The organism is Mesorhizobium sp. XAP4, assembly GCF_029269325.1.
Classification (GTDB): domain Bacteria; phylum Pseudomonadota; class Alphaproteobacteria; order Rhizobiales; family Rhizobiaceae; genus Mesorhizobium; species Mesorhizobium ciceri.
This window is the reverse complement of record NZ_JARIXW010000001.1, coordinates 1,310,843-1,334,241: the sequence shown is the minus strand read 5'-3', so window position 1 is coordinate 1,334,241 and position 23,399 is coordinate 1,310,843. Positions and strand designations below refer to the sequence as shown.

General features: G+C 61.5%; 34 protein-coding genes. All 34 read right to left on the bottom strand.

What is annotated here, in order from left to right; all coding sequences use genetic code 11:
* Positions 1 to 981, bottom strand: a complete 981-nt coding sequence (locus P3C39_RS06740) for an RluA family pseudouridine synthase (protein WP_024505072.1) — start codon at positions 979 to 981, stop codon at positions 1 to 3.
* A gap of 62 nt (positions 982 to 1,043) precedes the next feature.
* Positions 1,044 to 1,418, bottom strand: a complete 375-nt coding sequence (gene crcB, locus P3C39_RS06735; RefSeq protein WP_063172204.1) for a fluoride efflux transporter CrcB — start codon at positions 1,416 to 1,418, stop codon at positions 1,044 to 1,046.
* Positions 1,419 to 1,494: 76 nt separating this feature from the next.
* The gene (locus P3C39_RS06730; protein WP_275952961.1) at positions 1,495 to 3,153 is read right to left on the bottom strand and encodes a hypothetical protein; all 1,659 of its coding nucleotides are present in this window, start codon (positions 3,151 to 3,153) and stop codon (positions 1,495 to 1,497) included.
* Positions 3,154 to 3,311: 158 nt separating this feature from the next.
* Positions 3,312 to 4,142 carry an aspartyl/asparaginyl beta-hydroxylase domain-containing protein gene (locus tag P3C39_RS06725; protein WP_275952960.1) on the bottom strand — a complete coding sequence of 277 codons (831 nt, stop codon included), beginning with the start codon at positions 4,140 to 4,142 and terminating at the stop codon, positions 3,312 to 3,314.
* Between the two features lie 171 nt (positions 4,143 to 4,313).
* Entirely contained in the window at positions 4,314 to 5,621 is a 1,308-nt protein-coding gene (locus tag P3C39_RS06720) for a replication-associated recombination protein A (RefSeq protein ID WP_013531441.1), read from the bottom strand.
* Positions 5,622 to 5,669: 48 nt separating this feature from the next.
* Positions 5,670 to 7,157, bottom strand: a complete 1,488-nt coding sequence (locus tag P3C39_RS06715; protein WP_275952959.1) for a DegQ family serine endoprotease — start codon at positions 7,155 to 7,157, stop codon at positions 5,670 to 5,672.
* 199 nt (positions 7,158 to 7,356) lie between these two features.
* Positions 7,357 to 7,788, bottom strand: a complete 432-nt coding sequence (rplQ, locus tag P3C39_RS06710; RefSeq protein ID WP_013531439.1) for a 50S ribosomal protein L17 — start codon at positions 7,786 to 7,788, stop codon at positions 7,357 to 7,359.
* A gap of 104 nt (positions 7,789 to 7,892) precedes the next feature.
* Complete coding sequence (locus P3C39_RS06705; RefSeq protein WP_013531438.1) at positions 7,893 to 8,903, bottom strand: DNA-directed RNA polymerase subunit alpha; 1,011 nt, start codon at positions 8,901 to 8,903, stop codon at positions 7,893 to 7,895.
* 102 nt (positions 8,904 to 9,005) lie between these two features.
* Positions 9,006 to 9,395 carry a 30S ribosomal protein S11 gene (gene rpsK, locus P3C39_RS06700; RefSeq protein WP_006205444.1) on the bottom strand — a complete coding sequence of 130 codons (390 nt, stop codon included), beginning with the start codon at positions 9,393 to 9,395 and terminating at the stop codon, positions 9,006 to 9,008.
* A gap of 161 nt (positions 9,396 to 9,556) precedes the next feature.
* Positions 9,557 to 9,925, bottom strand: coding sequence for a 30S ribosomal protein S13 (gene rpsM / locus P3C39_RS06695; protein WP_013531437.1), 369 nt, complete (start codon positions 9,923 to 9,925; stop codon positions 9,557 to 9,559).
* A gap of 210 nt (positions 9,926 to 10,135) precedes the next feature.
* Positions 10,136 to 10,732 (bottom strand): adenylate kinase, encoded by a 597-nt coding sequence (locus tag P3C39_RS06690; RefSeq protein WP_013531436.1) that lies wholly within the window; start codon positions 10,730 to 10,732, stop codon positions 10,136 to 10,138.
* Positions 10,729 to 12,069: a preprotein translocase subunit SecY gene (gene secY / locus P3C39_RS06685; RefSeq protein WP_013531435.1), complete on the bottom strand. Its 1,341-nt coding sequence runs from the start codon at positions 12,067 to 12,069 to the stop codon at positions 10,729 to 10,731. The genes P3C39_RS06690 and secY overlap by 4 nt, the downstream gene beginning before the upstream one ends.
* Before the next feature lie 192 nt (positions 12,070 to 12,261).
* Positions 12,262 to 12,738 carry a 50S ribosomal protein L15 gene (gene rplO, locus P3C39_RS06680; RefSeq protein ID WP_013531434.1) on the bottom strand — a complete coding sequence of 159 codons (477 nt, stop codon included), beginning with the start codon at positions 12,736 to 12,738 and terminating at the stop codon, positions 12,262 to 12,264.
* Between the two features lie 22 nt (positions 12,739 to 12,760).
* Positions 12,761 to 12,958: a 50S ribosomal protein L30 gene (gene rpmD, locus P3C39_RS06675; RefSeq protein WP_006205449.1), complete on the bottom strand. Its 198-nt coding sequence runs from the start codon at positions 12,956 to 12,958 to the stop codon at positions 12,761 to 12,763.
* Positions 12,959 to 12,982: 24 nt separating this feature from the next.
* Positions 12,983 to 13,546, bottom strand: a complete 564-nt coding sequence (gene rpsE, locus P3C39_RS06670; RefSeq protein WP_006333394.1) for a 30S ribosomal protein S5 — start codon at positions 13,544 to 13,546, stop codon at positions 12,983 to 12,985.
* A gap of 148 nt (positions 13,547 to 13,694) precedes the next feature.
* The gene (rplR, locus tag P3C39_RS06665) at positions 13,695 to 14,054 is read right to left on the bottom strand and encodes a 50S ribosomal protein L18 (protein ID WP_013531433.1); all 360 of its coding nucleotides are present in this window, start codon (positions 14,052 to 14,054) and stop codon (positions 13,695 to 13,697) included.
* A gap of 138 nt (positions 14,055 to 14,192) precedes the next feature.
* Positions 14,193 to 14,726 (bottom strand): 50S ribosomal protein L6, encoded by a 534-nt coding sequence (gene rplF, locus P3C39_RS06660; protein WP_275952958.1) that lies wholly within the window; start codon positions 14,724 to 14,726, stop codon positions 14,193 to 14,195.
* An 89-nt stretch (positions 14,727 to 14,815) separates the two neighbouring features.
* A complete protein-coding gene (rpsH, locus tag P3C39_RS06655; RefSeq protein ID WP_013531431.1) occupies positions 14,816 to 15,214 on the bottom strand; it encodes a 30S ribosomal protein S8 in 399 nt (132 codons plus the stop codon).
* 12 nt (positions 15,215 to 15,226) lie between these two features.
* The gene (gene rpsN, locus P3C39_RS06650) at positions 15,227 to 15,532 is read right to left on the bottom strand and encodes a 30S ribosomal protein S14 (RefSeq protein ID WP_013895695.1); all 306 of its coding nucleotides are present in this window, start codon (positions 15,530 to 15,532) and stop codon (positions 15,227 to 15,229) included.
* 27 nt (positions 15,533 to 15,559) lie between these two features.
* Positions 15,560 to 16,159: a 50S ribosomal protein L5 gene (gene rplE / locus P3C39_RS06645; RefSeq protein ID WP_013531429.1), complete on the bottom strand. Its 600-nt coding sequence runs from the start codon at positions 16,157 to 16,159 to the stop codon at positions 15,560 to 15,562.
* The gene (rplX, locus tag P3C39_RS06640) at positions 16,152 to 16,466 is read right to left on the bottom strand and encodes a 50S ribosomal protein L24 (protein ID WP_013531428.1); all 315 of its coding nucleotides are present in this window, start codon (positions 16,464 to 16,466) and stop codon (positions 16,152 to 16,154) included. Before rplX ends, rplE begins: the two co-directional genes overlap by 8 nt.
* Before the next feature lie 12 nt (positions 16,467 to 16,478).
* The gene (rplN, locus tag P3C39_RS06635) at positions 16,479 to 16,847 is read right to left on the bottom strand and encodes a 50S ribosomal protein L14 (protein WP_006205457.1); all 369 of its coding nucleotides are present in this window, start codon (positions 16,845 to 16,847) and stop codon (positions 16,479 to 16,481) included.
* Positions 16,848 to 16,930: 83 nt separating this feature from the next.
* Positions 16,931 to 17,170, bottom strand: a complete 240-nt coding sequence (gene rpsQ / locus P3C39_RS06630) for a 30S ribosomal protein S17 (protein ID WP_010909280.1) — start codon at positions 17,168 to 17,170, stop codon at positions 16,931 to 16,933.
* 11 nt (positions 17,171 to 17,181) lie between these two features.
* Positions 17,182 to 17,382, bottom strand: a complete 201-nt coding sequence (gene rpmC, locus P3C39_RS06625; RefSeq protein WP_006205459.1) for a 50S ribosomal protein L29 — start codon at positions 17,380 to 17,382, stop codon at positions 17,182 to 17,184.
* A 13-nt stretch (positions 17,383 to 17,395) separates the two neighbouring features.
* Complete coding sequence (gene rplP / locus P3C39_RS06620; RefSeq protein ID WP_013531427.1) at positions 17,396 to 17,809, bottom strand: 50S ribosomal protein L16; 414 nt, start codon at positions 17,807 to 17,809, stop codon at positions 17,396 to 17,398.
* Between the two features lie 27 nt (positions 17,810 to 17,836).
* Positions 17,837 to 18,562 (bottom strand): 30S ribosomal protein S3, encoded by a 726-nt coding sequence (gene rpsC / locus P3C39_RS06615; protein ID WP_013531426.1) that lies wholly within the window; start codon positions 18,560 to 18,562, stop codon positions 17,837 to 17,839.
* On the bottom strand, positions 18,562 to 18,951 hold the full coding sequence (gene rplV, locus P3C39_RS06610; protein WP_006205462.1) for a 50S ribosomal protein L22: 390 nt from the start codon (positions 18,949 to 18,951) through the stop codon (positions 18,562 to 18,564). The genes rpsC and rplV overlap by 1 nt, the downstream gene beginning before the upstream one ends.
* 2 nt (positions 18,952 to 18,953) lie before the next feature.
* Positions 18,954 to 19,232, bottom strand: a complete 279-nt coding sequence (gene rpsS / locus P3C39_RS06605) for a 30S ribosomal protein S19 (RefSeq protein WP_006205463.1) — start codon at positions 19,230 to 19,232, stop codon at positions 18,954 to 18,956.
* A gap of 16 nt (positions 19,233 to 19,248) precedes the next feature.
* Positions 19,249 to 20,082 (bottom strand): 50S ribosomal protein L2, encoded by an 834-nt coding sequence (rplB, locus tag P3C39_RS06600; protein WP_024505067.1) that lies wholly within the window; start codon positions 20,080 to 20,082, stop codon positions 19,249 to 19,251.
* A gap of 22 nt (positions 20,083 to 20,104) precedes the next feature.
* Entirely contained in the window at positions 20,105 to 20,398 is a 294-nt protein-coding gene (locus P3C39_RS06595) for a 50S ribosomal protein L23 (protein ID WP_013531424.1), read from the bottom strand.
* Entirely contained in the window at positions 20,395 to 21,015 is a 621-nt protein-coding gene (rplD, locus tag P3C39_RS06590; RefSeq protein ID WP_013531423.1) for a 50S ribosomal protein L4, read from the bottom strand. The genes P3C39_RS06595 and rplD overlap by 4 nt, the downstream gene beginning before the upstream one ends.
* Complete coding sequence (rplC, locus tag P3C39_RS06585; protein ID WP_013531422.1) at positions 21,015 to 21,743, bottom strand: 50S ribosomal protein L3; 729 nt, start codon at positions 21,741 to 21,743, stop codon at positions 21,015 to 21,017. The genes rplD and rplC overlap by 1 nt, the downstream gene beginning before the upstream one ends.
* A 61-nt stretch (positions 21,744 to 21,804) precedes the next feature.
* Complete coding sequence (gene rpsJ / locus P3C39_RS06580; protein ID WP_010909272.1) at positions 21,805 to 22,113, bottom strand: 30S ribosomal protein S10; 309 nt, start codon at positions 22,111 to 22,113, stop codon at positions 21,805 to 21,807.
* Positions 22,114 to 22,182: 69 nt separating this feature from the next.
* Complete coding sequence (gene tuf, locus P3C39_RS06575; RefSeq protein ID WP_013531404.1) at positions 22,183 to 23,358, bottom strand: elongation factor Tu; 1,176 nt, start codon at positions 23,356 to 23,358, stop codon at positions 22,183 to 22,185.
* Positions 23,359 to 23,399 lie beyond the last annotated feature (41 nt).

Below are 23,399 nucleotides of genomic sequence, written 5' to 3'. Positions count from 1 at the left end.
TCAGTCCTCCGCGCTGGCGTCGTCGAAGCCGATCAGGTTCCAGCTCTGGCGCATATGCGGTGGCATTGGCGCCGTGACATCGATGACGCCCTTGTCGGGATGCGGAATGATGATGCGGCGGGCGTGCAGATGCAGGCGGTTTTGAATGCCCCCGGGAAAGTCCCAGTTGGTGTCGGCCTCGAAATATTTCGGATCGCCCAGGATCGGGCAGCCGATGTAGGCGGCATGGACGCGAAGCTGGTGGGTGCGGCCCGTATAGGGCTCCATTTCAAGCCAGGTCATCGTCTGCGCCGCCTGCTCGATGATGCGGTAGTAGGACACAGCGTGGTCGGCGCCCTTTTCGCCATGCGCGGCGACCCGCACGCGGTCACCGTCCGGCGTCGGCTCCTTGATCAGCCAGGTCGAGATCTTGTCCTCGCGTTTGGGCGGCACGCCCTTGACCAGCGCCCAATAGGTCTTCTTGGTCTCGCGGGCGCGAAACGCTTCCGAGAGCTTCATGGCGGCCAGTCGGGTGCGGGCGACGACCAGCACGCCCGAAGTGTCGCGGTCGAGCCTGTGAACCAGTCTGGGCTTCTCGCCCTTCTGGTTGCGCCAGGCCTCCAGCATGTCGTCGACATTGCGGGTGACGCCCGAGCCGCCCTGCACCGCAAGGCCCGCCGGCTTGTTGAAGACGAAAACCTTAGGGTCTTCATGGATCAGCATTTTCGACAGGACATCGGCATCGCCCTGGTTGCGGATCGAGTGGCCGGTCAGCGCACTCTCGCCCTTCTTGTCAACCTCGAGCGGTGGGACGCGAACCATCTGGCCGGGCTCGACACGGGTGTCGGCCTTGACCCGGCCGCCGTCGACACGGATCTGGCCGGAGCGCAGAAGCTTCTGCAAATGGCCGAAACCAAGGCCCGGGAAATGGGTCTTGAACCAGCGGTCGAGCCGCATGCCCGCCTCACCGGCTTCCACCGTGATCTGTTCAACGCCTGCCATGTTTTTTGTCGCTTATCCGTTTCCCGAGCCAAGCTCGGCCTGTTCTTGGCGCGGCAATAGCACTAAGGCAGGCTTCTTGCGAGCCAAAGTCCCAGAAACAGGGCGATAATGGCGCCAATGACGCTGGCAAGGGCATAACCCAGCGCAGGCAGCGTGGCTCCCCGCTCCCACAGCGTCGCGAAATCGAGCGAAAAGGCTGAGAAGGTGGTGAAGCCGCCAAGAATGCCGGTGGCAACGAACAGCCTGACCTCGTTCGATCCGCCACGGCGCATCATGGAGGCGATGAACAGCCCCATGGCGAAGGAGCCGATGACGTTGATGGCCATCGTGCCCCAGGGATAGTTGGGGCCGACAAAACGCAGCGCGCCGATGTTGGTAAGGTGACGAATTCCGGCACCGATGCCGCCACCGACGACGACGAGAAACAGATTGAACATGACCGTTTACTGCCCCCGCAGGGCTGCCCGGTCAATCCCTCGTTGTGGGCGCAACCGCACGGATCAGCCGAGCTCGTCACCACTCAGGCGTTGCCCATCCCGGATATTTTTTCCTGAACTCGTTATAGAGGTCATCGATCTCCGTTTTGCCGATAGGGCGCACCTGTTCGTAGAGGTAGCCCTTGACGTCGCCGGACAGCTGGTACGCCGCGATGCGCCTGTATGCTGCGCCGATGCCTTTGCCCTCGACAATGTATTGGTCCGGTATCGAGACACAGAGCTGCGCACCCGGCTGCAGATGGGTAACGGGCGGATCGGTCACGACAACGTATTTGGACTTCAACGCCGCCGGTCTGAATCGATCGCGACTATCGACCTGACAAGCCCACTCGATGCGAGGGTAAAGGTCCTTGTCCATTTCATAGAGCAATGAGTCGCTCATGATCCCGCTGGACGCAAATACCGACAACCGGTCCCCAGGTCCCATCTTTCCAAGAAGGTCATCGATAAGGCGCCTGTATTCTGGAAGATTGTCGAGGTGCAGCGGGAGCGTGGCTTCCCTGGCAAAGACGTAGCTGATCGGTGACAGCACCTGGCGGCTTATCGGGAAAAAGGTACCGAAAAACGCCAGCATGGCGGCAACGGCTATCGCGGCGTTCGACCATCGCGATCTCAGCGCCGGCATCGAAACGATCGCAACGATTGCCTGGGCGTAGGCAGGAAAGAGCCAAAGAAACATTGGCACCGAATGATGGCGATCCGGGTCCTGCATACGGGTGAAGAGGAAGAAGGTGAGTACCGAAGCAACGGCACAGAACAGGGAAAATCTGTTTTGGCGTATGATGGAGATGTAAAGGCCAAATGCGATCAACAGCCAGTTCACATAGCTGAGCCGCGATCCTACCTGGTCAACCTGTGAGACGAAGCTCGTCTTGTATCCGCTGTAAAGGTCGCCATAGCTGGTTCCCAGTATCTTGAGGATCAGGGGTTGCTGGAAGGTCAGCGCGGCTCCGACAACCACGAGGATCGCGCACAGGCCCCCGACGGCGGCATTGCGGAGTGCGGGAAAGTCCCGGTCTTTGGCGACCTGCAGAAAACAGAAGAAGGCCGCGGAAATTCCGACCCCGATGACGGGATAAGCGTACCAGCGGCGCAGCATGAATGCCAACCACAGGCATACGCCGACACGTATTCCGCTGATCACCGGTTCATGGGTCAGGAACCTCGATTTCCAGAGAAAATAGGTTGCCGCGCAAAGCGCGAGACAGCCGGCAATGTCAGGCAACCCACGAAGGGTCGCCGCCCAGAAGGGCGTGTAGAGAAAGGCCGCAATCCATACGGTGAACCAGCTTCGGCATGAAGACGCCCCGGTCGCCGCCTCCAGATAGCTTATTCTGCCGATGAGAAGAGCGGTCGGGACCAGATAAACAGCGACTATTCCGGCGATGTAGGAAAACCGCGAATCGCCAAAAACGATGTGAAACGGCATCAGCGGCACCAGGATCGCCGCACTGTAGTCATCCGTTGCGATCGAGGTCCTCAAATGGCTGAGCCACTCGAGAGGGCTCTGGACCAGGAGCGTGCCTTGCCGGCTGAACGTGTCGAAATAGGCAGCGAAGTCCCAGTAATAGACAGGCTGTTCAAGCCCTACATAGGTGAGAGCAAGAGCAATTCCCACAAGAGCGGTGCACACATATGTCGTTGCCCAAAATCCGAGAGATCTGTTCTTCGTCACTTGAAGCCGCCAGAAGGAGAAGAGGCAGAACTGTCAAAGTCAGCCCGGGCCGCCGTTCATGCAGCCAGGAGCCGTTCCGGCGCATGAGCGGCCACAGGATAGCCAAGTCTCACATGCAGAGCACCCAAATGCCGCCGGCAGCGCCGGTTTTCCAAAGCTCAGGTCGTCCCGGCATTCTTCGGCTTGGTCGAACCGATCATCTTCCAGTTCTTGTAGAACATGGAATTGATGCGCTCGACGCTCACCGAGACGACGGCGAGCATGCCCGCGATCAGTCTGGGAACTGGAGACGGCCGGATGATGTCCATGAACACGCAGTAGCGGCGTCCGTCATACTCGTTGACCGAGCGATGCAGCAGCGTGTCGTCGAAGACGAACAGCGGATTGTCGTACCAGTAGTTCTTGACGTTGCCGCACTCGACGAAAATCTCCGACTTAACCGGGATCAGATTGTAGAGAATGCGCAGGCTGAGCCGCAGCGGGCCGAAATGCCAGGATGTCGATTCGCGCTTGCTGAAGACGGAAACGGCGATGGTCTTGATGTATTTGAAATCCTTGTTGAACTCGGCGACGTTGTCGATCCTGTGCTTGCCGTACCACTGGTAGACATACATGCCGCGCCGGCCGGCGCCGAAATTGGCATCGATATCGGCGATGATCTCATCCTTGCGCGCCTTGAAGATGTCCAGGACCTCGTTGACCTCGCGTTGATAGTCGGCGGGAAACTGATCCAGCTTCCACACGCCAGGATTTCTGTAGCACAGGAGGTCGACCAGCAGGTTGAACGGCGAAAGCAGCCAGGTGAACAGGCCGTTGCCGAGAAAATAGCCTGAGAACAGCGACAGATCCTTGCGGTCGTTGCGCAGCACGTCGATCAGGCCGCAGACGATGAAGATCGTCGTCAGGATGGGGATGAAATAGAAGCCAAGGGCGAGAAGCGGGATGGCAATGGCGAATTTGCGAAGGGATTTGCGAAGATTTTTTGTCATTTTTCCACGCGCCAAGCGCGATCCTGTTGCGAATGAGGTGCCCAAATCAAGGCAATGGCCACCGCCCGGTCGTGCGCCTTGATAAGGTTTTTTGGGTTACCACACAACGGCCCTGCTACCGCGGCCGGCTGGCTGCCTGCTGGATCTGGTCAATAGCCTCACGCAACCCGGCTATTCCCGCTCTTTGCGCAGCTTTGCCCAATAATCGAGCCGCTTCCTGATATCGCGCTCGAAGCCGCGCTCGGGCGGATCATAGAAGGTCTGGCGACCCATCTTCTCCGGAAAATAATCCTGCCCCGAAAAGGCATCCGGCTCGTCATGGTCGTAGCGGTAGCCCGCGCCGTAATCCTCCTCTTTCATCAGCTTGGTCGGCGCGTTGAGGATGTGCTTGGGTGGCAGCAGCGAGCCGTGTTCCTTGGCGGCCCGCGTGGCGGCCTTGAAAGCGTTGTAGACGGCGTTGGATTTGGGCGCGGTGGCGAGATAGACGGTGGCCTCGGCAAAGGCGAGTTCGCCTTCGGGCGAGCCGAGATAGTCGTAGGCATCCTTGGCGGCATTGGCGACGACAAGCGCCTGCGGGTCGGCAAGGCCGATGTCTTCCATGGCCATGCGCACCAGCCGGCGGCCTAGATAGAGCGGATCCTCGCCGGCATCGAACATGCGTGCGAGATAGTAGAGAGCCGCGTCAGGATCTGAACCGCGTACCGATTTGTGCAGCGCCGAGATCAGATTGTAATGGCCGTCCTGGCCCTTGTCGTAGATTGGCGCGCGGCGCTGGACGATGCGCTGCAGACCCTCGGGATCGAAGACCTCGCCGGGCTTGGCTGCTCGCCAGACTTCCTCTGCCAGGGTAAGAGAGGCGCGGCCGTCGCCATCGCTCATGCGGATGAGCATGGCCCGCGCCTCGTCGTCGAGCGGCAGCGCCCTGCCCTCGGTCTCCTCCGCCCGCGCCATCAGCTTGGAGATGCTCTCCTCGCCAAGCGAATGGAAGACCAGAACGCGCGCGCGTGACAACAAAGCGGCATTCAGTTCGAAGGACGGGTTTTCGGTCGTAGCGCCAACCAGCACGACTGTCCCGTCCTCCATGACCGGGAGGAAACTGTCCTGCTGCGCACGGTTGAAGCGATGGATCTCGTCGACGAACAACAAGGTCTGGCGGCCATTGGCACGGCGCAATTTGGCTGATTCGAACACCTTTTTCAGGTCGGCGACGCCGGAAAAGACAGCCGATATCTGCTCGAAGGCGAGACTCGTTTCACCGGCGAGCAACCGCGCCACGGTGGTCTTGCCGGTGCCGGGCGGCCCCCAGAAAATCATCGAGCCGAGCGAGCCGGAACCGATCAACCGGGTCAGCGCGCCGTCAGGCCCGGTCAGATGCTCCTGGCCGACGACCTCGCCAAGGTTCCTCGGCCGCAACCTGTCGGCCAGCGGCCGCCCAGGCGGCTTCTTTTCCGGTTCATCGACGCTGAACAGATCGGCCATGCACTTCTTTTTCGTTGGAGCATGAGCCCGAATGCACGGAACCCAGCCCTAATAACGCAACACCTGACGCAGTATCTGCCCGCCGCGCTCGACCGTAAAGCGCCACCAGCGCGTATCCGTCTTGGCCGCCAGCTCCAGGGTCGCTGCGGTATCGATGGTGGTGCCGTTCACCTCGCGCACGATGTCGCCCGGCTGGAAGCCGAAATCGGCGGCCGGTGAATCGCGGTTGATGTCGACCACGGTGACGCCCTTGATGTCCGTGCGCAGGCCAAGCCGCTGCGCGAGCCGGGGCGACAGCTCCGCGACCTTGGCGCCCGAAAAGGGGCTGCGGCCATGCAGCGTCACCTCGGCAGCCTTCATGCCTTCCGGAGCACGCTCCAGCGCGATATCCATCGCCGCCTGCTGGCCCTTGGTCAGAACCGCGAAATTGGCGGTGGTGCCGATCGACAGCGTCGCCATCCGGTAGTCCAGCGCTTCGATGCTCTCGACCGGCTTGCCGTTGAGCTGCAGCACCACGTCGCCAGGCTTGAGCCCTGCCTTGGCGGCCGGTCCGGTCGCCTCGACCGACGAGACCAGCGCACCGGTCGGCTTCTCCATGCCGAGCGATTCTGCGATCTGCGGCGTCACCGCTTCGAACTCGGCGCCGATATAGGGCCGTTCGAAGAAGTCGAGCCCGGCCTTGGCCGCGTCGGCAAAGGCGCGAACCATGTTCGAGGGAATGGCGAAGCCGATGCCGATCGAACCACCGCTGCGGCTGTAGATGGCCGTGTTGATGCCGACCAGCTGGCCGCCCATGTTGATCAGCGCGCCGCCGGAATTGCCGGGATTGATGGCGGCGTCGGTCTGGATGAAGAAGCTGGAATCGGAGACGCCGATATGGCTGCGGGCCAGTGCCGAGACGATACCGCTGGTGGTGGTCTGGCCGACGCCGAAGGGGTTGCCTATGGCCAGCAGCAGGTCGCCGACCTCGAGCGCGTCGGAATCGCCGATGGCAATGACCGGAAACGGCTTGTCCGAGGTGATCTTGAGCACGGCAAGGTCGAGAGTCTCGTCCTTGAGCAGCACCTTGCTGTCGAACTCACGCCCATCAGCGGTCGCCACCTTGACCCGGTCGGCATCCTTGATGACGTGGTAATTGGTGACCACGACGCCAGTCGGATCGACCAGCACGCCGGAGCCCAGCGAAGACTGCGCACGCGGCTGCGAGCGGCCGAAGAATTCCTCGAAGAACGGATCGCCGTCGAAAGGCGATGTCACCTTGGCGGTCTGCGAGGCATAGACGTTGACCACCGCCGGCGCCGTCTGCTTGACCAGCGGCGCAAACGACAGCTGCACCTCCTCGCGGCCGAACGGCACGCGCTTGTCGGGACCGGACGTCGCGTTCTCGCCCTCGACGCCATGCAGCAGGTCGGTCAGCACATCTGACAGGCCGGGATCTGTCTTGGTCTCCTCGGCCAATGCCTGCCTGACCACCGGTGCGGCCGCAAACGCCATGGTGGCGAAAAGCAGAACAAAGGGCAGTCTTCTGGCGCGCATTCGCGAATCCTCCAAGGCAAGTTCGGGGGCATTGTCCCGACGATTGTGCAAAATGAAAGGCTAAGCCGCTGAAATCCGACTATTTTGGGCCAAAACCCCAGGGGCATGCCCGGAAATCGGATTCCGGCGCGGTTTGCTGCTTTCAGAAAACAAAAAGGGGCCCGCAGGCCCCTTTGAACTCATTTGGGAAAACCGAGCCTTATGCGGCTGCGGCGTCCGCGTCAGCGCTTTCGGCCTCGATGCGAGCGCGGTCGCCGGCGCCCTTGGCCGAGACGTCGCGATCGACGAATTCGATGACAGCCATGGCGGCGTTGTCACCGTGACGGAAGCCCGCCTTCATGATGCGCAGATAGCCGCCATTGCGGTTGGCGTAGCGCGGCGCGATGGTGTCGAACAGACGCTTGACGACGCCTTCATTGCCGATCTGGGCAATGACCTGGCGGCGGGCGTGCAGGTCGCCACGCTTGCCGAGCGTCACCAGCTTCTCGACGATCGGACGCAGGTCCTTCGCCTTCGGCAAGGTGGTGACGATCTGCTCGTGCTCGAGCAGCGACACGGCGAGGTTGGCGAACATCGACTTGCGATGGCTAATGCTTCGGGCGAAGCGGCGGCCTTTGAAACCGTGGCGCATGGCTCTTTTCCTTCTTCAGTTGTTCAAGAGGCCGCGGCCTCTGATGGTTTTCCGCATGACCGTCGGATCGAGCGACCCACGCCGCCGATCCTTGGAATTCATGCTCAATATTGGTCTTCGTAACGCTTAGCGAGGTCTTCGATGTTTTCCGGCGGCCAGTCCGGCACTTCCATGCCGAGGTGCAGGCCCATCGCCGCCAGGACTTCCTTGATCTCGTTCAGCGACTTGCGGCCGAAGTTCGGGGTGCGCAGCATCTCGGCTTCGGTCTTCTGGATCAGGTCGCCGATATAGACGATGTTGTCGTTCTTCAGGCAGTTGGCCGAACGCACCGAAAGCTCGAGTTCGTCGACCTTCTTGAGCAGCGCCGGGTTGAAGGCGAGCTCGGTGACGGCCTCGGCGGCGACTTCCTTCTGCGGCTCGTCGAAGTTGACGAACAGGCCGAGCTGGTCCTGCAGGATGCGGGCGGCGAAAGCCACTGCGTCCTCGCCGGTGATCGAACCGTCGGTCTCGATCGTCATGGTCAGCTTGTCATAGTCGAGAACCTGGCCCTCGCGGGTGTTCTCGACCTTGTAGGAGACCTTCTTGACCGGCGAATAAAGGCTGTCGACCGGGATGAGGCCGATCGGCGCGTCTTCGGCGCGGTTGCGGTCGGCCGGCACGTAACCCTTGCCGGTGTCGACGGTGAATTCCATGCGGATTTCAGCGCCTTCGTCCAGCGTGCAGATGACGTGGTCGGGGTTGAGGATCTCGACATCGCCAACCGTCTGGATGTCGCCGGCAAGAACCGCACCCGGTCCCTGCTTGCGAACGACCATGCGCTTGGGACCATCGCCTTCCATGCGGATGGCGATTTCCTTGATATTCAAGACGATGTCGGTCACGTCCTCGCGCACACCGGCGATGGACGAGAATTCATGTAGAACGCCGTCGATCTGCACGGCGGTAACAGCCGCACCGCGCAGCGAAGACAGAAGCACGCGGCGCAGCGCGTTGCCCAGCGTCAGGCCAAAGCCACGCTCGAGAGGCTCGGCGACCAGCGTGGTCAGCGTCTTCTTCTTCGACGAGAACTCGATCTTGTTCGGCTTGATCAGTTCCTGCCAATTTTTCTGGATCATGATGCTTTCCTTCCGTTGACCCGCCACCATCCAATCGTGGCGGGCGACCTGGAATGCCGCGGAGGAGCGCCCAAGGGCGCTCGCGCGGCGTTCGGTAAATGCTTAGACGCGACGCTTCTTGCGCGGGCGGCAGCCATTGTGCGGGATCGGCGTCACATCACGGATCGAGGTGATGGTGAAGCCGGCCGCCTGCAGGGCACGCAGTGCCGATTCACGACCGGAGCCGGGTCCGCAGACCTCGACTTCGAGCATGCGCATGCCGTGTTCCTGGGCCTTCTTGGCAACATCCTCGGCAGCCATCTGGGCAGCGAACGGGGTCGACTTGCGCGAACCCTTGAAGCCCTGGGCACCGGCCGACGACCAGGCAATCGAATTGCCCTGCGCATCGGTGATGGTGATCATCGTGTTGTTGAAGGTCGAATTGACGTGGGCAACGCCCGACGAGATATTCTTGCGTTCGCGACGGCGAACACGAGCGGCTTCCTTGGCCATGATAGTCCTTTCAGTTGATCTCTACACCGCCGTAATGCCAGCGGCTCCACCTTCGTAAGGGAGTAGGGGAATAGGGCAGCAAGGGAGTAGGGAAAAATGCGACCCGACTGGCGGGCATTCCCTACTGCCTTACTCCCCTACTCCCTTATTCCCCTAAAAAATTACTTCTTCTTGCCGGCGATCGACTTGGCCGGGCCCTTGCGGGTGCGCGCATTGGTATGCGTGCGCTGGCCGCGGACCGGCAGCGAGCGGCGGTGACGCAGGCCGCGGTAGCAGCCGAGGTCCATGAGCCGCTTGATGTTCATCGAGACTTCGCGGCGCAGGTCGCCTTCAACCTGGTAATCGCGGTCGATGGTCTCGCGGATCTGCAGCACTTCCGCGTCGGTCAGCTGGTTGACGCGGCGCTCGGCCGGGATGCCGACCTTGTCGACGATCTCCTGGGCGAACCGCTTGCCAATGCCGTGAATGTACTGCAGCGCAATGACAACGCGCTTGTTGGTCGGAATGTTGACGCCGGCTATACGAGCCATGTTCTTCCCTTCTCCATGTGGGCCGGCCAATCCTCAAAAACAAGGTAGGCTCGGCGCTGTCTTAAGTTGCCCCGCGTCCGGTGGAGGCCGGCCCATGCGGGAGTTTCCAGTTCAATGCGGCTGCCTTGCCCTTGCGGACAAGCAAAGCTCATGCCTGATAGGAAGACGGGCCGCCATACCGCAGCGAACCGCCTCCGTCAAGTGCAATCGTTAATTTCCCCGCACCGCGTCCTTGAGCACCGCTTCGATCTGTTCCGTCACGGCGTCGATATCGGCCATGCCGTCGACACTGCGGAGCTTGCCCTTGGCATAATAGTAGCCAATCAGCGGCGACGTCTTCTTGTAGTATTCCCTCAGGCGCTCTTCGAACACGGTCGGATTGTCGTCCTTGCGAACGGGAAGGCCGGCGGCCTGCGCCTCGTCGGCGCGTTTGACGATCCGGCCAACCAGGGCCTTGTCGTCGACCACGAGTTCAATGACGGCGTCGAGCCCCTGGGAGCGGTCCGACAGCATCTGCTCGACCGCATCCGCCTGCACCAGGGTCCGCGGATAGCCGTCGAGGATGAACCCCTTGGCGCAGTCGGGCTGATCGATACGCTCAGCGACGATCGCGTTGACGATCGCGTCGGACACCAGTTCACCGGCATCCATCACCGCCTTGGCGCGCTTGCCAACCTCGGTGCCTGCCTGGACGGCAGCACGCAGCATGTCGCCCGTCGAGAGCTGGGGTATGCCGTGTTTTTCTACCAGTCTTTGTGCTTGCGTCCCCTTGCCCGCTCCTGGCGGCCCAAGCAATATCAACCTCATCTGGCTTTCTTCCCCCCGCGCAGCTTCGACTTCTTGATCAGGCCTTCATACTGGTGCGCGATCAGGTGACCCTGAATCTGCGCAACCGTATCGAGCGTGACACTGACCACGATCAGAAGCGATGTGCCACCAAGGTAGAATGGTACGCCAGTCGCCGAGATCAGGAACTCCGGCAGCAGGCACACCAGCACCAGATAGATGGCGCCGACGACGGTGATGCGGGTGAGAACGTAATCGATGTAATCGGCGGTGCGCTCGCCCGGACGATAGCCCGGGATGAAGCCCGAATGCTTCTTGAGCTGGTCGGCGGTGTCCTTCGGGTTGAAGACAATCGCGGTGTAGAAGAAGGCGAAGAACACGATCATCGCCGCATAAAACAGCATGTAGAGCGGCTGGCCGTGGCCGAGCGAGGCGAGCACGGTGCTTGCCCACGCCGGCAGGTTCGTCGTCTGCGAGAAGCCGGCGACGGTGGCCGGCAGCAAAAGCAGCGACGAGGCAAAGATCGGCGGAATGACGCCCGACGTGTTGAGCTTCAGCGGCAGATGCGAGGTATCGCCCTGGAACATCCGGTTGCCGACCTGGCGCTTCGGATACTGGATCAGCAAGCGGCGCTGGGCGCGCTCGAAGAACACGATGAGCGCAATGACGACGATAGCCAGCACGATGATCGCCAGGATCAGGCCGGTCGACAGCGCGCCGGTGCGGCCAAGCTCCAGCGTGCCGGAGATGGCGTGCGGCAGGCCGGCGACGATGCCGGAGAAGATGATCAGCGAAATACCGTTGCCGATGCCGCGGGCGGTGATCTGCTCGCCCAGCCACATCAGGAACATGGTGCCGCCGACCAGCGTGACGACGGTCGAGATGCGGAAGAACATGCCGGGGTCACTGACGATGCCGTTGCCGCCTTCCAGCCCGACAGAAATGCCATAGGCCTGGACCAGCGCAAGCAGCACGGTGCCGTAGCGCGTGTACTGGTTGATCACCTTGCGGCCCTGTTCGCCTTCCTTCTTCAGCGCTTCCAGTGACGGGATGACCGAGGTCATCAGCTGCATGATGATGGAGGCGGAGATGTAAGGCATGATGCCGAGCGCAAAGATCGCCATGCGCTGCACGGCGCCGCCGGCGAACATGTTGAACATGCCGAGCACGCCCTTGCTCTGCGAAGAGAAGGCCTGGGCGAAGGCGTCGGGATTGATACCGGGAAGCGGGATATAGGTGCCGAGGCGATAAACCAGCAGCGCGCCGATCGTGAACCAGATGCGCTTCTTCAAATCCTCCGCCTTGGCGAAGGCCGAGAAATTCAGATTCGAGGCTAATTGTTCAGCAGCCGAAGCCATGCCTGATTCTCCGCTTGGTAACGCTTGATGGCCCTGAGGTCAGGCGGCGCGTTTCACCGAAGCTCACGAGATAAGCTCCGGGCTCTAAACATGCAAGCGGCCGCGTTGACGCGGCCGCCTCGTTGAGCAGATCAAAGCGAAATCGTGAGCAAAAACGGATCCCACTCCTGCCGATCGCGCTTCAAATTGCCGTTACTCGGCAGCTGCCTTTTCCTGCGGCAGCTTGACCGAACCGCCGGCCTTTTCGATCTTCTCGATCGCGGCCTTGGAGGCGCCGGCGACGTCAAAGGCGAGCTTCGCCTTGATCTCGCCATCCGAGAGGATGCGCACGCCGTCCTTGACGCGGCGGATGACGCCGGCGGCAACCAGCGATTCAGCCGTCACGGTTGCCTTGGCGTCGAGCTTCTTGGCGTCGATGGCCACCTGGATGCGGGCCAGCGACACGACGGTGAAGCTCTTGGCGAAGATGTTGTTGAAGCCACGCTTCGGCAGGCGCCGGTAGAGCGGCATCTGGCCACCCTCGAAGCCGTTGATGGCGACGCCGGAGCGCGCCTTCTGGCCCTTGACGCCGCGGCCGCCGGTCTTGCCGGAGCCGGAGCCGATACCACGGCCGAGACGCTTCTTGGAGTGCGTCGCGCCGTCCTTGTCACGCAGATCGTTGAGTTTCATCTGACTTCTCCTGCGCTCTGGCTCAGCCCTCGTCCACGACGCGGACGAGATGCTGGACGGCAGCGATCATGCCGCGCACGGAGGGCGTATCTTCCAGCGTGCGCTGCTTGTGCATCTTGTTGAGGCCGAGGCCGACCAGCGTCGCGCGCTGTTCCTTCGGACGGCGGATCGGCGAACCGATCTGCTCAACGGTGATGGTCTTGGTTGCTTTCTTGGCCATGGTCAAAATCCCTGGTCAGATCGACTATTCTTCAGCCGCAACGGCGGTGCCGCGGCGGGCCTGAAGGGTCGAATACTTGATGCCGCGAGCAGCAGCCACATCCTTGGGATGCATCTGGCTCTTCAGCGCGTCGAAGGTGGCGCGAACCATGTTGTAGGGGTTCGACGAACCCATCGACTTGGCGACCACGTCATGCATGCCGAGCGTCTCGAAGACAGCGCGCATCGGGCCACCGGCGATGATGCCGGTACCTTGCTTGGCGGCGCGCAGCAGCACGCGTCCAGCACCCCAGCGTCCTTCGACGTCGTGATGCAGCGTACGGCCCGAGCGCAGCGGCACGAAAATCATGTCGCGCTTGGCCGATTCAGTTGCCTTGCGGATAGCTTCCGGCACTTCGCGCGCCTTGCCGTGACCAAAGCCGACGCGGCCCTTCTGGTCGCCGACGACGACGAGTGCTGCAAAACCGAAGCGACGGCCGCCCTTGACGACCTTGGCGACGCGGTTGATGTGGACGAGCTTGTCCACCATGCCGTCATCGCGTTCTTCACGATCGCGGCCGCGGCCGCCATCTCTACGTTCCTGTGCCATATCCTGTTCCTTGTTTTTTTCCGGAAGCACGGTTGCTGATAAGATCCGGTGCCTCGCCCCGAATAAATCGGGAAACGGTCACCGGGGGCGAAATCATTTCCTTCGCATAATCTTTATCCGAAAAGTCTGCAACTTTTCGGGACTATGCTTAGAAGCTCAAGCCACCTTCGCGGGCAGCCTCGGCGAGCGCCTTGACGCGGCCGTGATAGATGTAAGCGCCGCGGTCGAAGACGACTTCCTTGACGCCGGCCTTGGTGGCGCGCTCGGCGATCAGCTTGCCGATCGCGGTGGCGGCAGCGGTGTCGGCGCCGGTCTTGAGCGAACCCTTGAAGTCCTTCTCGAGCGTCGAAGCGGCGGCGATGGTGTGGCCCTTGGCGTCGTCGATGACCTGCACATAGATGTTCTTCGACGTGCGGTGGACCGACAGACGCGGACGCTCGCCGGCGACCTTCTTGATCTGACGACGGACGCGCTGCGCGCGGCGCTGCGTGGATTCCTTGGTACCCATGATGGTCTTCCTTGCCTTCAAAAAACGGGGGCCGCCATATGCGGTAGGCGAAAGCGCCTCCCGCGACCGCTCCCCGCGGCGTTACACTCTTGGCTTGGCCCTTTCCGAAAAGTCTTCAACTTCTCGAGGCCAGGCCTACTACTTCTTCTTGCCTTCCTTGCGGACGACCTTCTCGCCGGCGTAGCGGACGCCCTTGCCCTTGTAAGGCTCGGGACCACGATACTCGCGGATCTCGGCCGCAACCTGGCCGACCTGCTGCTTGTCGATGCCGGCCACGGTGATTTCAGTCGGCTTCGGCACGGTGATGGTGATGCCCTGCGGCGTCTCATAGACGACGTCATGGCTGAAGCCAAGCGCCAGCTGCAGGTTCTTGCCCTGAAGTGCCGCGCGATAGCCGACGCCGGTGATCTCGAGCTTCTTCTCGAAACCGTCCTTGACACCCTGCAGGATGTTGACGATCTGCGTGCGCGACATGCCCCACTTCGAGCGGGCGGTCTTGGTCTGGTCGCGCGGCTGGACAGCGATCTCGCTGCCTTCCATCTTGACCAGCACTTCGTCGTTCACCACGAACTTCAGCTCACCCTTGGGGCCCTTCGCCGTCACGGTCTGGCCGTTGACGGTCGCGGTCACGCCCTGCGGCAGCGAAACGGGTTTCTTTCCAATACGAGACATTTTGTTGTCCTCGTCACTTCTCTTGTTTCAGGTCTCTGTCTTCGGGAACGATCCGAAGACCGGATTCCACTTTGCGGTCAACTGCCAGATCAGAAGATCTGGCAGAGGATCTCACCGCCGACGTTCTGTTCACGTGCTTCATGGTCGGCCATCACGCCCTTCGGTGTCGAAAGGATGGCGATGCCGAGGCCGTTTGCGACCTGCGGAATCGACTTGGCCGAAACATAGACGCGGCGGCCTGGCTTCGAAACGCGGGCGATTTCGCGCACGACCGGCGCGCCGTCGAAATACTTCAGCTCGATCTCGATTTCGGACTTGCCGTTGTCGAAGTCGGTCTGGCTGTAATCGCGGATATAGCCTTCAGCCTTCAGCACGTCGAGGACGCGGGTGCGCAGACGCGAAGCCGGCGTCGAAACGCTCGACTTCTTGCGGCCATACGCGTTGCGGATGCGGGTCAGCATATCGCCGAGAGGATCGCTCAATGACATGTTATGTCCTCCTTACCAGCTCGACTTGACCAGGCCCGGGATCTGGCCGTTATTGCCGAGATCACGAAGCGCGATGCGCGATACTTTGAGCTTGCGATAGTAGGCGCGCGGACGGCCGGTGACTTCGCAGCGGTTGCGGATGCGGATCTTGGCCGAGTTGCGCGGCATGGCGGCAAGCTTGAGCTGAGCGCGGAAACGCTCTTCCATCGGCTTGGACTGATCCATGATGATCGCCTTGAGCGCAGCCCGCTTGGGACCGTACTGGTCGGCAAGCTTGCGGCGCCTGTTGTTCTTCTCGACTGAGCTGGTCTTTGCCATTTCAGATTTTTCCTTTTCTCGCTGCCGTTACTGGCGGAAGGGGAAGTTGAAGGCCTTGAGCAATGCCCTGGCTTCGTCGTCCGTCTTCGCAGTCGTACAAACGATGACGTCCATGCCCCAGATCTGATCAACCTTGTCGTAGTTGATCTCCGGGAACACGATGTGTTCCTTGATGCCCATGGCGTAGTTGCCACGGCCATCGAAGCTCTTCGGATTCAGTCCGCGAAAGTCGCGGACGCGCGGCAGTGCGATGTTCACGAGGCGGTCGAGGAACTCATACATGCGTTCCTTGCGCAGCGTGACCTTGGCGCCGATCGGCATCTTCTCGCGGACCTTGAAGCCGGCGATCGAGTTGCGGGCGCGGGTAACGACGGCCTTCTGGCCGGCAATCATCGCCAGGTCTTCGGCCGCGATCGAAGGCTTCTTCGAATCGGCGGTCGCTTCGCCAACGCCCATGTTCAGCACGATCTTGTCGATGCGCGGAACCTGCATCTCGTTGTCGTAGCCGAACTGTTCCTGCAGCGCCTTGCGGATGGTCTCGTTGTAGACCTGCTTGAGGCGCGGCGTGTTCTGAGCCTTGGACTGTTTGCTTTCAGCCTTGGGCTTCGTGGTTTGAGCCTTAGCCATTGATGACTTCTCCCGAGCGCTTGGCGACGCGCACCTTCTTGCCGTCCTTCTGGAAGATGAAGCCGACGCGGGTCGGCTTGCCATCCTTGGGGTCGGCCAGCGCGATGTTCGACAGCTGGATCGGCGCTTCCTTGGTGATGATCCCGCCCTCTTGGGACTGGGACTGCTTCTGGTGACGGCGGATCATGTTGACGCCGCGCACCAGCGCGGTGTCTTCCTTCGGCTGTACCGAGAGGACTTCGCCCGAACGGCCCTTGTCCTTGCCGGCCAGCACGACGACCTTGTCGCCTTTTCTAATCTTTTGCATTGGTCCGGCTCCTTACAGCACTTCAGGCGCGAGCGAGATGATCTTCATGTGGTTCTTGGCGCGGAGTTCGCGCGGAACCGGTCCGAAGATACGCGTGCCGATCGGCTCTTTCTTGTTGTCGACGAGAACGGCCGCGTTCTTGTCGAAACGGATCACGCTGCCATCCGGGCGGCGAATGTCCTTGGCCGTGCGAACCACGACCGCCTTCATCACATCGCCCTTCTTCACGCGGCCGCGCGGAATGGCTTCCTTGATCGACACCACGATGATGTCGCCCACGGAAGCGTATTTCCGCTTCGAGCCGCCCAGCACCTTGATGCACATGACACGACGGGCGCCGGAATTATCCGCGACGTCGAGGTTTGTTTGCATCTGAATCATGACTGGCCGCCTTCTTCTCTTCTAACGGGATGGGCTCAAAGCCCCTCCCCGGTCTGTCCAAAATTCGTTGTTTACGCCCGAGGTCAGGCTTGGTCCGAAGACACGACGATCCAGCGCTTGTCCTTGGAAATCGGCTTCGATTCCTGGATGAACACCTGATCGCCAACCTTGTGGGCGTTGTTCTCGTCGTGCGCCTTGTACTTCTTGGTCATGCGCACGGTCTTCTTCATCACGGGATGCGTGAAGCGCCGTTCGACCTTGACGACAACCGTCTTCTCGTTCTTGTCGCTGACGACGGTGCCCTGCAGAATGCGCTTTGGCATGGTTTTCGTCCTTAAGCCTTCTTAGCCGCGGACTTTTCCGCAGCGATGGTCTTGATACGCGCAATATCCTTACGGACCTGTCTCACGCGCGCGGTCTTCTCGAGCTGGCCGGTGGCCTTCTGGAAGCGCAGGTTGAACTGCTCCTTCTTCAGGCTGGCCAGGTCGTCGGTCAGCTGGTCCTGGGTCTTGGTCCGGATGTCTTCGGCTTTCATGATCAGCCCGTCCTTATTCTGCGATGCGCTGCACGAAGCGCGTCTTGACCGAGAGCTTGGCCGCGCCGAGACGCAGTGCCTCACGGGCGGTTTCTTCATTGACGCCGTCGATCTCGAACATGATGCGGCCCGGCTTGACGCGCGCCGCCCAATAATCGACCGCGCCCTTGCCCTTACCCATGCGGACTTCGGTCGGCTTCGAAGTGACCGGCACGTCCGGGAAAATACGGATCCAGACGCGACCAGCGCGCTTCATTTCACGGGTGATCGCGCGGCGGGCCGCCTCGATCTCACGTGCGGTGACGCGGTTCGGCTCAAGCGCCTTCAGCCCGAAACCACCGAAATCCAGGTTGGTGCCGCCCTTTGCGGTACCATGGATACGGCCCTTGAACTGCTTGCGGAACTTTGTGCGCTTTGGCTGCAGCATCGTTCTAACTCCAAATTCCTAAATGTCTCAGGCGTTTTCGCGACGACGACCGCGTTCGCGATCACCACCACCGCCATGCGCTGCATCGCTTTCGCTGGCCCGACGCTCCGAAGCCATCGGGTCATGCTCAAGGATCTCGCCCTTGAACACCCAGACCTTGACGCCGCAGATGCCATAAGCCGTGTGCGCTTCGGCCGTACCGTAGTCGACGTCCGCACGCAGCGTATGCAGCGGCACGCGGCCTTCGCGATACCATTCCATGCGCGCGATCTCGGCGCCGCCGAGGCGGCCGGCGCAGTTGATGCGGATGCCTTCGGCACCAAGCCGCATCGCCGACTGAACGGCACGCTTCATGGCGCGGCGGAACGCGATACGACGCTCGAGCTGCTGGGCGATCGACTGGGCGACCAGGGTCGCGTCGATCTCCGGCTTGCGCACTTCAACGATGTTGAGGTGCGTCTCGGACTTCGTCATCTCCATCAGCTTCTTGCGAAGCTTCTCGATGTCGGCGCCCTTCTTGCCGATGATCAGACCCGGGCGCGCGGCATGGATGGTGACGCGGCACTTCTTGTGCGGACGCTCGATCACGACCTTCGAGATGGCAGCCTGCTTGAGCTCCTTCTCGAGATACTTGCGGATCTTGATGTCCTCATGCAGCAGCTTGCCGTACTCGCCGGTGTTCGCGAACCAGCGCGAATCCCAGGTGCGGTTGATGCCGAGGCGAAGACCGATCGGATTGACTTTCTGGCCCATTATGCGGCCTCCCCTTTTTCTTCGACTTCACGAACGACGATCGTGAGGTGCGAGAACGGCTTCTCGATACGGCTGGCGCGACCGCGGCCACGGGCATGGAACCGCTTCATGACGATCGACTTGCCGACATAGGCTTCCGCCACGATCAGTGCATCGACATCCAGGTCGTGGTTGTTTTCCGCGTTGGCGATTGCCGATTCCAGCGTCTTCTTGACCGTGCCGGAAATCCGCTTGGCCGAGAATTCGAGATCGGAAAGCGCTGTCGCGACCTTCTTGCCGCGGATCAGCGCGGCAACCAGGTTCAGCTTCTGCGGGCTGATACGGATCGTGCGCAATACGGCGCGCGCTTCGTTATCAGCAAGCCTGCGCGGAGCTTTGGCCTTGCCCATGATTATTTCCTCTTCGCCTTCTTATCCGCGCCGTGACCGTAATAGGTCCGGGTCGGAGCGAATTCACCGAACTTGTGACCGACCATGTCCTCGTTCACCGAGACGGGAACATGCTTCTGGCCGTTGTAGACACCGAAGGTGAAGCCGACGAACTGCGGCAGGATGGTGGAGCGACGGCTCCACATCTTGATCACCTCATTGCGACCACCTTCACGAACCTTGTCCACCTTCTTGAGAAGGTAGCCGTCAATGAAGGGGCCTTTCCAAATCGAACGAGTCACTTGGCGTTACCTCTTCTTAGCTCTTGCGCTGATGGCGCGAGCGCAGGATGAACTTGTCGGTCGCCTTGTTGGACCGCGTCTTCTTACCCTTGGTCGGCTTGCCCCAAGGCGAAACCGGATGGCGGCCACCCGATGTGCGGCCTTCGCCGCCGCCGTGCGGATGGTCGACCGGGTTCATGGTCACGCCGCGATTGTGCGGGCGCTTGCCACGCCAGACCGTGCGACCGGCCTTGCCGTCATTGATGTTGCCGTGGTCCGGATTGGACACGGCGCCAACAGTGGCCATGCAGGAGCCGTGAACGACACGCTGCTCGCCCGAATTGAGGCGCAGGATCGCCATGCCCTGGTCACGACCGACCAGCTGACCGTAACCACCTGCCGAACGGGCGACCTGAGCGCCCTTGCCCGGCTTCAGCTCGATGTTGTGGACGATGGTGCCGACCGGCATCGAAGCCAGCGGCATCGCATTGCCCGGCTTCACGTCGACCGATTCACCGGACACGATCTTGTCGCCGGGAGCCAGACGCTGCGGAGCGATGATGTAGGACAGCTCGCCATCGTCATACTTGATCAGCGCGATGAAGGCGGTGCGGTTCGGATCGTACTCAATGCGCTCGACCGTGCCGACGACGTCGAACTTGCGGCGCTTGAAGTCGATGATGCGGTACGAACGCTTGTGACCACCGCCGATGAAGCGGGCGGTGATGCGACCGTGATTGTTGCGGCCGCCCGACTTGGTCAGGCCTTCGGTCAGACCCTTGACGGGCTTGCCCTTGTAGAGGCCCGAGCGGTCGACGATGACCAGCTGACGGGTGCTGGGCGTTACCGGGTTGAATTTTTTCAGTGCCATTGTTCTGTCCTCGCGGCCTTGCTCAGAGACCCGTCGCGACGTCGATCGACTGGCCATCGGCCAGCGTCACAACCGCCTTCTTGACGTCGCTCTGGCGGCCAACCGTGCCACGGAAGCGCTTGATCTTGCCCTTGCGGACAAGCGTGTTCACGGCCATCACCTTGACGCCGAACAGCGCTTCGACGGCGGCCTTGATTTCCGGCTTCGACGCCTTCTTGGCGACGTTGAAGACGACCTTGTTCTGCTCGGAGGCCATGGTCGACTTTTCGGTGATCGCCGGCGAGACGATCACGTCGTAATGACGAAGGTCGGTCATTTAAAACGCTCCTCGAGAGCCTCGACGGCGGCCTTCGAAAGGACCAGCGTGCCGCGGCGCAGAATGTCGTAGACGTTGATGCCCTGGATGGGCAGCACGTCGATGTTGGGGATGTTCGTCGCCGCCAGCTTGAAGTTCTTGTCAAGCTCGGCGCCGCCGATCAGCAAAGCATTGGTCAGGCCCAGCGTCGCGAAATTCGCGATCAGCGCCTTCGTCTTGGCCTCGGTCAGCTTCAGCTCGTCGATGATGATGATCGACGCGCTCTTGGCCTTGGCCGAGAGAGCATGCTTGAGGCCGAGAGCGCGAACCTTCTTCGGCAGTTCGTGCTCGTGGCTGCGAACGACCGGGCCGTGGGCCTTGCCGCCGCCGCGGAACTGCGGAGCGCGTGCCGAATGGTGACGGGCGCGGCCCGTACCCTTCTGCTTGTACATCTTGGCGCCGGTGCGCGCGATCTCGGCGCGACCCTTGGTCTTGTGCGTGCCCTGCTGCTTCTTGGCAAGCTGCCAGCGCACGACGCGCTGCAGGATGTCTTCGCGCGGATCAAGGCCGAAAATCTCGTCGGAGAGTTCCACCTTGCCGGCGTCCTTGCCGCCCAGCGTTGTGATCTTGAGATCCATTATTCCGCTCCCTCTGTGGCCGGAGCCTCGTTCTTGGCGCCACTTTCGGCAGCAACGGCGCGGATCGCGGCAGGCTTCGGCGCATTGGCCGGCAGTGCCACCTTGGCCGCATCGCGGACCAGGATCCAGGCGCCCTTCGATCCGGGAACCGCACCGCGGATCAGGATCAGGCCGCGGTCGGCGTCGGTCGATACGATCTCGACATTCTGCGTGGTGACGCGGGTGTCGCCCATGTGGCCAGCCATATGCTTGCCCTTGAACACTTTGCCCGGGTCCTGGCGCTGGCCCGTCGAACCGTGCGTACGGTGCGAAACCGAGTTACCGTGCGTTGCACGGCCACCGCCCATGTGGTGGCGCTTGATGACGCCCTGAAAGCCCTTGCCGATCGTCGTGCCCGTCACATCGACCTTCTGGCCGGCGACGAAGTGCTCGACGGTGATCTCGGCGCCGACATCGATCATGTTGTCGGCGGAGACGCGGAACTCGGCGACCTTCGCCTTCGGCTCGACGGAAGCGGTCGCGAAATGGCCGCGCATCGCCTTCGACGTGTTCTTCACCTTGGCAAGGCCAACGCCGAGCTGAACGGCGGTGTAGCCATTCTTCTCTTGCGTGCGCTGGGCCACGACCTGGCAGTTCTCCATCAGGAGAACGGTGACGGGAACATGTTCCCCGGCATCGTTATAGATGCGGGTCATTCCCACCTTCTTTGCAATCACACCTGAACGCATCGGTTCAATTCCTTTAGAGTTCCGGGCCAGGGGCACCGCCCCTTACCGCGCTCTCATTCCCTTAGAGCTTGATCTCGACGTCGACGCCGGCGGCCAGATCGAGCTTCATCAAAGCATCGACCGTCTGCGGGGTCGGATCGACGATGTCGAGCAGACGCTTGTGCGTGCGCATCTCGAACTGCTCGCGGCTCTTCTTGTCGACGTGAGGCGACCGGTTGACCGTGAACTTTTCGATCCGCGTCGGCAGCGGAATGGGGCCGCGGACGTTTGCACCGGTACGCTTGGCCGTCGACACGATTTCCTTCGTCGAGGCGTCGAGCACGCGGTGGTCAAACGCCTTAAGGCGGATGCGGATATTCTGTCCGTTCATGCGTCACTTCCTTGTTCTGGCGCGGCGCGGGCAACTCCCGCGCCCGCGACAGATCGGTTTAAGTCCAAATTACTCTTTGATGGTGACGACGATGCCGGCACCGACGGTGCGGCCGCCTTCACGGATAGCGAAGCGCAGCTTCTCTTCCATGGCGATCGGCACGATCAGCTCGACATCGACCGTGATGTTGTCGCCCGGCATCACCATCTCGGTGCCTTCCGGCAGCGACACGATGCCGGTCACGTCGGTCGTGCGGAAGTAGAACTGCGGACGGTAGTTGGTGAAGAACGGCGTGTGACGGCCACCTTCGTCCTTGGTCAGGATGTAGGCTTCGGCCACGAACTTCTTGTGCGGCTTCACCGTGCCCGGCTTGGCCAGAACCTGGCCGCGCTCGACACCTTCACGATCAACGCCGCGCAGCAGCGCGCCGATGTTGTCGCCAGCCTGGCCCTGATCGAGCAGCTTGCGGAACATTTCCACGCCCGTGCAGGTCGTCTTGGTCGTCGGACGGATGCCGATGATCTCGAGTTCCTCGCCGACCTTGACCACGCCGCGCTCGACGCGGCCGGTCACGACCGTGCCGCGGCCCGAGATCGAGAACACGTCTTCGATCGGCATCAGGAACGGCTTGTCGAGCGGACGGACCGGCGTCGGGATGTAGGCATCGACCGCAGCCATCAGCTCGCGGATCGCGTCTTCACCGATCTTCTTGTCCGAGTCTTCGAGAGCAGCCAGAGCCGAACCCTTGACGATCGGAATGTCGTCGCCGGGGAATTCGTTCTTGGTCAGAAGCTCGCGAACCTCGAGCTCGACCAGTTCGAGCAGCTCGGCGTCGTCGACCTGGTCGACCTTGTTCAGGAACACCACGATCGACGGCACGCCGACCTGACGGGCCAGCAGGATGTGCTCGCGGGTCTGCGGCATCGGGCCGTCGGCAGCCGACACGACCAGGATCGCGCCGTCCATCTGCGCGGCGCCGGTGATCATGTTCTTCACATAGTCGGCGTGGCCGGGGCAGTCGACGTGAGCGTAGTGGCGGTTGGCCGTCTCGTATTCGACGTGAGCCGTCGAGATCGTGATGCCGCGCGCCTTCTCTTCAGGGGCAGCGTCGATCTGGTCGTAGCGCTTGTATTCGCCAAAATACTTGGTGATCGCCGCCGTCAGCGACGTCTTGCCATGGTCGACGTGGCCAATCGTGCCGATGTTCACGTGAGGCTTGTTACGCTCGAATTTACCTTTGGCCATAATCGTTCTCCGTCTATTCTACCCGCTTGGGGGAAATTGTT